Here is a 7,966-nt window from a genome sequence, read left to right as displayed (position 1 = left end):
CAGCCGCCAGGCACCGCCGGGGGAGAGGGGATAATCTGCATTCGGGCAGCAGACGGCGATGGCTTCAAAATCATGAATTCCCCGGGAGATGGCAATGGATATGGCACTTCTTTCGGCACAGACTGTTAAGCCGAAGGACCGGTTTTCTATATTTGCACCACAGACAATATCTCCATTTTTACATAGGAGTGCTGCCCCGACCTTGAAATGTGAATAGGGTGAGTAGGAGTTTCCGGCGGCAATTTTTGCTTTTTCCATCAAATCTTCGATATCCATAGGCGTCCTCGAAATGCAGTTTTCAACACAGTCAGTTTGACCAGACTTTATTCATAGTATAATATATTTTTCAAATCAATCGTTTTAAGTGAGAGTATGAATAAAACCCTTTTTCTCCCCATGATTATTCTCTTTTTTATCTTTTACTACCTCATGTTTCCCATGGCTGGGAGTTCCGAGATCTTCTGGGCCGCCACTGAGCTGCATGATTTTAGTAGACTGGATCAATCTCCCGATTCATTGGAAGAGGTGATATCGATAAACCAGGGCCGGTTTCAGGGGGTCCTTCTTCCCCATGGCGGAAATGTTTATCTTCTAAAGGGAGAGGAAGAGGCGGCAGTTTCAGGTTCTTTTTTTATTTTTAAATCTGATAACTCATTTATTCTGGAAAACCTGAAAGATGAAACCAGAGTGAGAATCCCCTTTAAGGAATATCCTCTTATTCTGTCTGATCATTTCTACTCTGCCGACTTCAGCTCTGCCATTTTGGAAGAATTTGATCCCTCTGGTGTCAGTTTATGGCGTTGGAGAGGGACCTCGCCCATAACAGCTATTGATGCCGGTCGGAGTTGCACTGTCTTTGGATCTGTTGATGGGAGAGTCCGCTTGTTTTCAAGGCAAGGGGAGATGACTGAGCTGTTACCGGCAGATCTTGAAGAAGATAATGTAGTCTATGGGTTGGCCCTCTCACTGGACTGCAGCAGACTGGCCGTTGTCTCAGGTTTGAATAAACAGTATATCAGGCAGTATCTTCTGAAAGAAAATGGTCCTCCTGAACTCATTCATGAACAACTACTGGATAGCCGCTACCCAAGACCTGTTAAGCTGTATTATTCTGAATCAGCTTTCACCCTCTGGGTTGAACAGGATGATTCACTTCTTCAGTTCCGAGGTGTCGGGATGGGACGGACTCTGCCTCTGGACGGAACTCTTATGACTCAGGACAGCGATGAAGAGTCGGGTCTTATATATGTTCTCAGCCGTCTAATCCCCTCTAATTTCAGTGAAAAATCATATCAACTGGCCGTGTATGCCATGGATGGCTCGGTCATCATGAAAAACCGTTTTGACGAATATCCGGAGTTTTTTTACAGAACCGGAAGGGATATCTATCTGTCCATGGATGAAAGACTTCTTGTTATAAAAAGGTTGGAATCTTAATGAAAAAGGCACTTCTTCTGTTTGTTCTGCTGTCAGCCTCCATTCATTTGTATTCTCTCCAATGGCCTGTTCAGGCCGATTTTCTGGAATCCAGTTTTTTAGAGGAATATAACGGAGAGGTCTTTCCCGGTCTCATTTTCAGAGGTTATGACTCGATGAGACCCTTTGATTATGGTGAGACAATTTTTCGTTTTTCTCCTGAAGACTACTCGCCACTTCCCTCTATGGACGGCTCCATGCTGGTTTTGGAGCATGAGAATGGATTCCAGTCTATCTATACTCATATCAGCTCTAAAGAGACTCGAGCCGATCGAAACAGATTATCTGCCGGGGAGTATCTTAAGTCTCCCGGGGGGGGTAAGTATCCGGGGATTTGTCATTTCTACATCAGAGATGCCCTGCAGAATCAGCTGGTCAATCCACTGATACTGCTCCCGCTTATAAAAGATTCCAATCCACCAGTCATTGAATCCATACTTCTTGCTGACAGTGAAAATGAATATGAACTGAATAATGATTTGATCCTTCCTGTGGGACACTACGATGTGTATGTAAAAGGCCTGGATAATAACAAGGGCGGAAAGACTAAGTCTCCTTTTGGATTCACCCTCTATAATCTGGGCACTCTTCAACTGGAACGAGCTCTGGATTCGGTGAACCAAAAAGACAATGAGCTGGCATTTGATGATGGAGTAGAGGTTTCATCTGTTTTTTTGAAACCAGGATATTTATACCTGGGTGGCATTACTCTGACCTCCGGTCAGGCCAAATTGGAAATCTTTCTCAGTGATGTCCAGGGCAATGAATTGAGTAGGGCCTATTCTCTGGAGGTTGTCCGATGAGTCAGAAGACATTTTCAAAAATACCGGACAGCCGGGAGACCAGTCTTCTGATTGACTGCCCCTCCTGCGGCGGCAGCTCTTTTAAAATCCATTGGCAGGCAGATCAGGGTGTCTGGCAGATCTGCCGGTCCTGTTCCCTGATTTTACAGAATCCTCAGCCCCAGCAGGAGGATATACTTCAACGCTATGATTCAGAATATTTTGATTATGAAACCCGGAATGAAGAGGGTTTTTTAAAACTCATGCTTTTAGGTTTAAAAGACGTGGGATTCTCTGAATGGGATGTCCTTTCATCAGAGGAGAAAACATTTCTGGATATCGGTTGTGCCACGGGTCGTCTGGGGGCCTGGCTGAACGATTCAGGATGGAAGGCTCAAGGGGTCGAGGTGTGCCGTGAGGCGGCCGCCTACGGCAACAGCCACTATAACATTGATATATTCCCCGGGACTCTTGAGGAAGCAGGTTTTGTGGATAATCATTTTCGTTTTGTACATGCCTCTCATGTTATTGAACACCTGAACAGACCCGACCTGTTTTTGCAGGAAATCTATCGTATTCTGAAACCTGGGGGAATCTTTTACTGTATAACACCCAATAGTTCCGGGTTTCAGGCTCTGATCTTTGCTCATAAATGGAGGTCTGTCATTGCCGACCATCTTTATCTCTTTTCCAGAAAAACACTAAAACTCAGTGCCCGGGCTCAGGGATTCAGTATTCTCAGAACTAAAACCTGGGGAGGTCTGGGAGTCGGTTATGCCCCAGGTTTATTAAAAAATATAGCTGATAAACTGGTGAAACCCCTGGGGTGGGGTGATGTCATGATGATGGTACTTCAGAAACCTTCAGGTGAAGAAAACTGAATTTCCGGAGAAATATTCAGGAGTTCCAAAAACTTCATTTTTATCTTTACCTCAGCCTTCTCCAATAGGATCTGCCCTTCAATGCTATTGGTGATAAGGTCGAAAATTCTTCCAGATAGGGATGAACTCAGGGATGTGGAGTTGCTGTCCTGCTGGACTTGAAGGAGGATTATCACTTTCCTGAGAATGTTATTGCTGTCAGTTTTCAAGGCATTCAGTATCTTGTCCGAGTCCAGAAGTTCTTTATTGATGATACGGTTTAACCAGTGATTCAAGTCTTCAGGAAGGGGTATTTTCCATGATTTGTTTTTCTTCTGAAGATCCAGGAAACAGTTCCAGCCCTCAGAGTTACCGCTTTCCATTAAGAATGTGACCTCTCTGAATGCATAATGGAGGAGAGCCCTGACTGAGTTTTTCAGGTTTTCACCTTCCGGCAGTCTGAGCTTCATCCATTCATCCAGCTGATTGATGATCCCGCTGTACTTTCTGCTGATGGTCAAATCATTACCAAGTTCCATCAGGCATAATTGTTTCATCAGAAGTTCTTTATCTCTGCGGCTGATATCCTCGGGAGTATATTTGAGTTTCTGATCTTCGGGATAGAGAATGATGGATGAAAAAAGCCTGTCATTTCCTTCCAGAAGAAAAGGAATGATATTCTTTTCACCTGTCAGGGGATGGTTGAGTTTCAGAATCCCAGATTTATACTGTTTTTTATCATAAGGTTTCCCGGGGATTATATTACCCTTCAGAAATCCGGGAGGACTGTCTGATATGCAGTAATAATCCCTGATAATATAGGATAGAGCTGCCTGGTTTATCTCGTTCTTCCGGCTGTATTTAGACATGGTGTACAGTACGGCGCCATTCCCTTTCTCAGGAATGTTGCTATGGGCCAGGGATAGTTTTTCAAGGAATGCCCCTTCGGGATGGTTGGAATAAAAGGGGGAATACAGATCCATAAGGCGGGCAGCGTACATCAGGTTTTGAAGAGGTTCCACCCCCGAAAGGTCTGCAAAAAACCATCCGCAGGAGGTAAACATGAGCATCTTGAATCTCTGCCCTTCCAGGAGTCTGAAGAACTGCTGTTTGTCTGACTCCGAGTTTTTTACGGGGCAGTAAGTCTTAAAAAACGCATCTGCAGTGATTTTACCGCTGAGTTTCTGTATGTAATTGTCTCTAATTTCCTCTGGAGGGACTTCTGACAGTCTTGTCATGGTTGCTTTGTATATCTTGTCTGTTGACAGTACAAGATCATCCAGAGCCTCTCTGACAGGGGTTCTCCAGGTCTGATTCCATCCAGCCTTACCTCCGGTTGAGCAACCACAGTCTTTGTACCATCGGGACACGCCATGAGAGCAGCTCCAGGAACTGCCTCTGCCATCTTCGCCCTCTTTGAGCTCTACTTGTCCTGCAGGTTTTATGTTGGCATGAACCCATGAAAAATTGACTACCCGGCAGTCAGGGGATGATTGAATCTTACTCAGAAAGGCAGAGAGTCCCATATTGCCCAGGTGCTCATGATGCCCGTAAATTTCTCCGTCTGTGGCGATAGGAAGCATCTGGGATTTAGATGTATCCAACTCCTTTGTAACCCGGTTGTAGAAGTAATCTGCATCCCTCAGGAGATGGTTGAAGGAAATTTCTGAAGAGAACTGGGGGTGGTAGAAAAAGATTGTTAAATCTCCTGAGGGACAGCTTAAATTCCAGGGCTGCTGCCAAAGCTGAGGAGAATCTCCCTCTGCCTCTTCCCACCCGGATTCTTCAAAGCGGAAGCGTCTTGCCTGCCAGGGAGACAAGATGGTATATTTCACACCTGATCGGACTAGTTCTTCTGCGGTTTCACCATTAATGGCCGCTTCCGAGAGCCACATGCCTGAGGAATCTCTATTGTAATGTGCCTTGAAATTTTCCAGACCCCATAATATTTGTGATTTGCGGTCATCCTCACCGGCAAGGGGGAGAATCATGTGATTGTAAACTTGTGCCAGTGCATTCCCGTAACCCAATTCATGCTGGCTGAATTTATCGCCTTCTATAATCTTGTCATAGACATGGCGAGACTCTTCCTTAAGCCAGTTCAGGAGAGTCGGGCCAATATTGTAGGAGATATACTTGTAGTTGTTGTAAAAGTTTTCAATGCGGCCTTGTGTGTTAAGTAGGGGAGAAAATGCATTTGCCTCATAGGATTCGCTGCATATCCTTGAGTTCCAGTTGGGGTAGGGGGCAGATCCTTTTTGATCTTCAAGAATACCTGTCCATGGATTTTCCCTGGGAGGCTGGTAAAAATGGCCGTGAATGATTACATTTCTCATACTATCATATTGACTTGAAAGGAAGATTTTTGTAAACAGTTCTGGCGATGTTTAGAGCAAAATCGGATCGATTCGGCAGGCTTGACCGGAAGTCGTGCCACTTGACATGATCCTTTTATTTTTCCTACGATGAAAAATCATTAAAACGGATTGGTTATAAATGACAGAAGAGCGTCTTTATTCTTTATCATACGAACAACTTCTTGAAATTTTGACTCGGGGTAACTTTCATGTTACTTCAGGGGTTGATAAGGAAGTCCTTGTCAGCTTGCTAATGGAAGCATTTGAAGAAGACAAAGATGAAAGAGAAGAACTGAATAATCTGGCTATCCAGATGGAAGCCCGCAAATTTTCCGTCTCACGAGACGAAGAGCTTGATCTGGGCCAGGATGATGATCTGGAACTCCCTCTCAGGTATAACGGAACCAGTGCCACACTTCTGTTGAGAGATCCTTCCTGGGTTTTCTGTTTCTGGGATCTGGAAGACAAAAAAGTGGATGAAATAAGTAATTCCCCGGGATTTCAGGGATTGATTCTCCGCGTAGTGGAACTGAACTCGAAAGAATATTCCTCAGAGAATATTCTGGATTATTTTGATATACCCATCAAGTTCAATGATTATCGCCGTTATATTAATCTTCCCTCGGAAGACAGTTGTTACTGTGTCGAGATCAGGGCTCAGGTAGAGGAAAAAGATTATTTGATTACCCGCTCTAATTCTATCGAAACAACCCGGGAATACGTTACGGCGCCAAGGGAAAACGATAAATCCAATAGTGACGAATTGATCAGACTGTCAGGGTTTTCGGCAGAGTTCGGTGAGGCTCATGGAGTTTCTGGTTATCAGGAAATACCCCAGAGGATCATACCAATACACGACCTGCTGGATGAGGAAAATTTTAATGATTGAGCAGCTTAAAAACAAAAAAGGCATGATATCACTTGTCCTACATGCTCATCTGCCCTTTGTCAGGCATCCGGAGTATGAACGTTTTTTGGAAGAATCCTGGCTGTTTGAAGCCCTTTCAGAAACTTATCTACCCTTACTACGAATGTTTTCCCGCCTGGATGAAGACAATATTCCCTTCAGATTGACAATTTCATTGTCACCCACACTGACTCACATGCTTCAAGATCCTCTCTTGCAGCAACGCTATGTGAATCACCTGAACATGTTGATTGAACTCGCTTATAAAGAACTGAATTATACCACAGGGAATCCCGGTGAAAACAAGATGGCCCGGATGTATCATGAGCTCTATTCTCTGAATCTCAGTGAATATGAGGGTGTTTATGAGCGCAATATCCTGAAAAAGTTTAAGTATTTTCAGGAACGGGGATACCTCGAAATTATCACGACCTGTGCCACTCACAGCTTTCTTCCTCATTATCAGAATTATCCTGAAATGATCAGAGCTCAGATTCTGACGGGTTTAGAATCTCATGACAGAATCTTTTCGACCCAGCCCGTGGGTATCTGGCTGCCCGAATGCGGGTATTTTCCCGGTGTGGAAGAATATCTCAAACCCTATGGAATCCAGTATTTTATGTCTTCTGCCCACGGACTTCTATACTCTGAAGATAGACCCGTCAACGGCCTTTTCTCTCCTATCAGCTGTCCTAATGGCGTTCACGCCTTTGCCCGGGACAGGGCGTCCTCCCGGGCTGTCTGGTCTGCTACGGATGGTTATCCTGGAGACCCTGCCTATCGTGATTTTTATCGGGACCTGGGATTCGACAGACCTCTGGATTATATTGCTCCCTATATCAACTGTGGTGTGAACAGGGTTAATACGGGGCTCAAGTACTATGCAATTACTGATAAAACGGATGACAAGGTTATCTATGATCCGGTTGCTGCCGCGTATAAAGCAGAGGAACATGCAGCCCATTTTCTTGATAACAGGATAAAGCAGTGTGAGGTTCTGGGTCAGTACATGGATAGAACACCCATCATTCCCTGCCCTTATGATGCCGAACTTTTTGGTCACTGGTGGTTTGAGGGTCCTCTGTTTCTGGAAGCCCTTATCCGTCAGATTCATGATAAATCCGATGAGATTGCCCTGGTGACTCCCTCGGATTATTTGAAGGTCTACCCCCGGAATCAGGTTACAAAGCCGGCTTTCTCAAGCTGGGGAGATAAGGGGTACGGTCAGGTCTGGCTGGATGGAAATAATGACTGGATCTACCGGCATACTCATAAACTGATAGAACGCATGCAGGAACTGGTCAATAGATTTCCTGATGAAAAGGGATTGAAAGAAAGAACTCTGAATCAGGCCGCCCGTGAAGTGCTTCTGTCTCAGGCTTCAGACTGGCCGTTTATCATGAAGGCCGGGACAACGGTTCCCTATGCAAGAAAGAGAATCAAGGAGCATATTCACAATTTTAATTATATCTATGATTCTCTGTCCAGGAATACAATCAAGACGGAATGGCTCACAAGGCTGGAGAAAAAGGATAATATCTTTCCCTTCCTGGATTACAGAGTTTTCAGAAAAGACTATTGATA

The 7,966-nt window shown here is 44.7% G+C and carries 7 protein-coding genes; 5 read left to right on the top strand and 2 right to left on the bottom strand.

What is annotated here, in order from left to right:
- On the bottom strand, window positions 1–276 hold a 276-nt coding region (locus tag PF479_RS07760; RefSeq protein WP_298004500.1), incomplete at its 3' end, for a cytidine deaminase.
- A gap of 96 nt (window positions 277–372) precedes the next feature.
- Here PF479_RS07760 and PF479_RS07755 point away from each other — a divergent pair.
- Genes PF479_RS07755 through PF479_RS07745 form a run of 3 tightly spaced genes read left to right on the top strand, consistent with a single transcriptional unit; the run spans window position 373 to window position 3,139 of the window.
- Window positions 373–1,437, top strand: coding sequence for a hypothetical protein (locus PF479_RS07755; protein WP_298004498.1), 1,065 nt, complete (start codon window positions 373–375; stop codon window positions 1,435–1,437).
- Window positions 1,437–2,279, top strand: coding sequence for a hypothetical protein (locus PF479_RS07750; protein ID WP_298004495.1), 843 nt, complete (start codon window positions 1,437–1,439; stop codon window positions 2,277–2,279). Before PF479_RS07755 ends, PF479_RS07750 begins: the two co-directional genes overlap by 1 nt.
- The gene (locus PF479_RS07745) at window positions 2,276–3,139 is read left to right on the top strand and encodes a class I SAM-dependent methyltransferase (protein ID WP_298004492.1); all 864 of its coding nucleotides are present in this window, start codon (window positions 2,276–2,278) and stop codon (window positions 3,137–3,139) included. The genes PF479_RS07750 and PF479_RS07745 overlap by 4 nt, the downstream gene beginning before the upstream one ends.
- Here PF479_RS07745 and PF479_RS07740 read toward each other — a convergent pair.
- Window positions 3,112–5,454, bottom strand: a complete 2,343-nt coding sequence (locus PF479_RS07740) for a DUF3536 domain-containing protein (RefSeq protein WP_298004488.1) — start codon at window positions 5,452–5,454, stop codon at window positions 3,112–3,114. The two genes, PF479_RS07745 and PF479_RS07740, sit on opposite strands and share 28 nt — an antisense overlap.
- Before the next feature lie 160 nt (window positions 5,455–5,614).
- Between PF479_RS07740 and PF479_RS07735 the strand changes: the two genes are divergently transcribed.
- Together PF479_RS07735 and PF479_RS07730 are read left to right on the top strand one after the other, a co-directional pair.
- Window positions 5,615–6,364 (top strand): DUF4912 domain-containing protein, encoded by a 750-nt coding sequence (locus tag PF479_RS07735; RefSeq protein WP_298004485.1) that lies wholly within the window; start codon window positions 5,615–5,617, stop codon window positions 6,362–6,364.
- Window positions 6,357–7,964, top strand: a complete 1,608-nt coding sequence (locus tag PF479_RS07730; RefSeq protein ID WP_298004482.1) for a 1,4-alpha-glucan branching protein domain-containing protein — start codon at window positions 6,357–6,359, stop codon at window positions 7,962–7,964. The genes PF479_RS07735 and PF479_RS07730 overlap by 8 nt, the downstream gene beginning before the upstream one ends.
- The last annotated feature ends 2 nt before the right edge of the window (window positions 7,965–7,966 follow it).

The sequence above is a fragment of the Oceanispirochaeta sp. genome (assembly GCF_027859075.1).
Classification (GTDB): Bacteria; Spirochaetota; Spirochaetia; order DSM-2461; family DSM-2461; genus Oceanispirochaeta.
Note: the sequence above shows the minus strand (reverse complement) of the source record. Positions and strands in the feature narration are given on the sequence as shown.

Excerpts from the sequence above, each read along its gene's own strand:
- PF479_RS07755 (WP_298004498.1), top strand. The coding sequence starts at position 373 with ATGAATAAAACCCTTTTTCTCCCCATGATTATTCTCTTTTTTATCTTT.
- PF479_RS07740 (WP_298004488.1), bottom strand. The coding sequence starts at position 5,454 with ATGAGAAATGTAATCATTCACGGCCATTTTTACCAGCCTCCCAGGGAA.
- PF479_RS07750 (WP_298004495.1), top strand. The coding sequence starts at position 1,437 with ATGAAAAAGGCACTTCTTCTGTTTGTTCTGCTGTCAGCCTCCATTCAT.
- PF479_RS07745 (WP_298004492.1), top strand. The coding sequence starts at position 2,276 with ATGAGTCAGAAGACATTTTCAAAAATACCGGACAGCCGGGAGACCAGT.
- PF479_RS07735 (WP_298004485.1), top strand. The coding sequence starts at position 5,615 with ATGACAGAAGAGCGTCTTTATTCTTTATCATACGAACAACTTCTTGAA.
- PF479_RS07730 (WP_298004482.1), top strand. The coding sequence starts at position 6,357 with ATGATTGAGCAGCTTAAAAACAAAAAAGGCATGATATCACTTGTCCTA.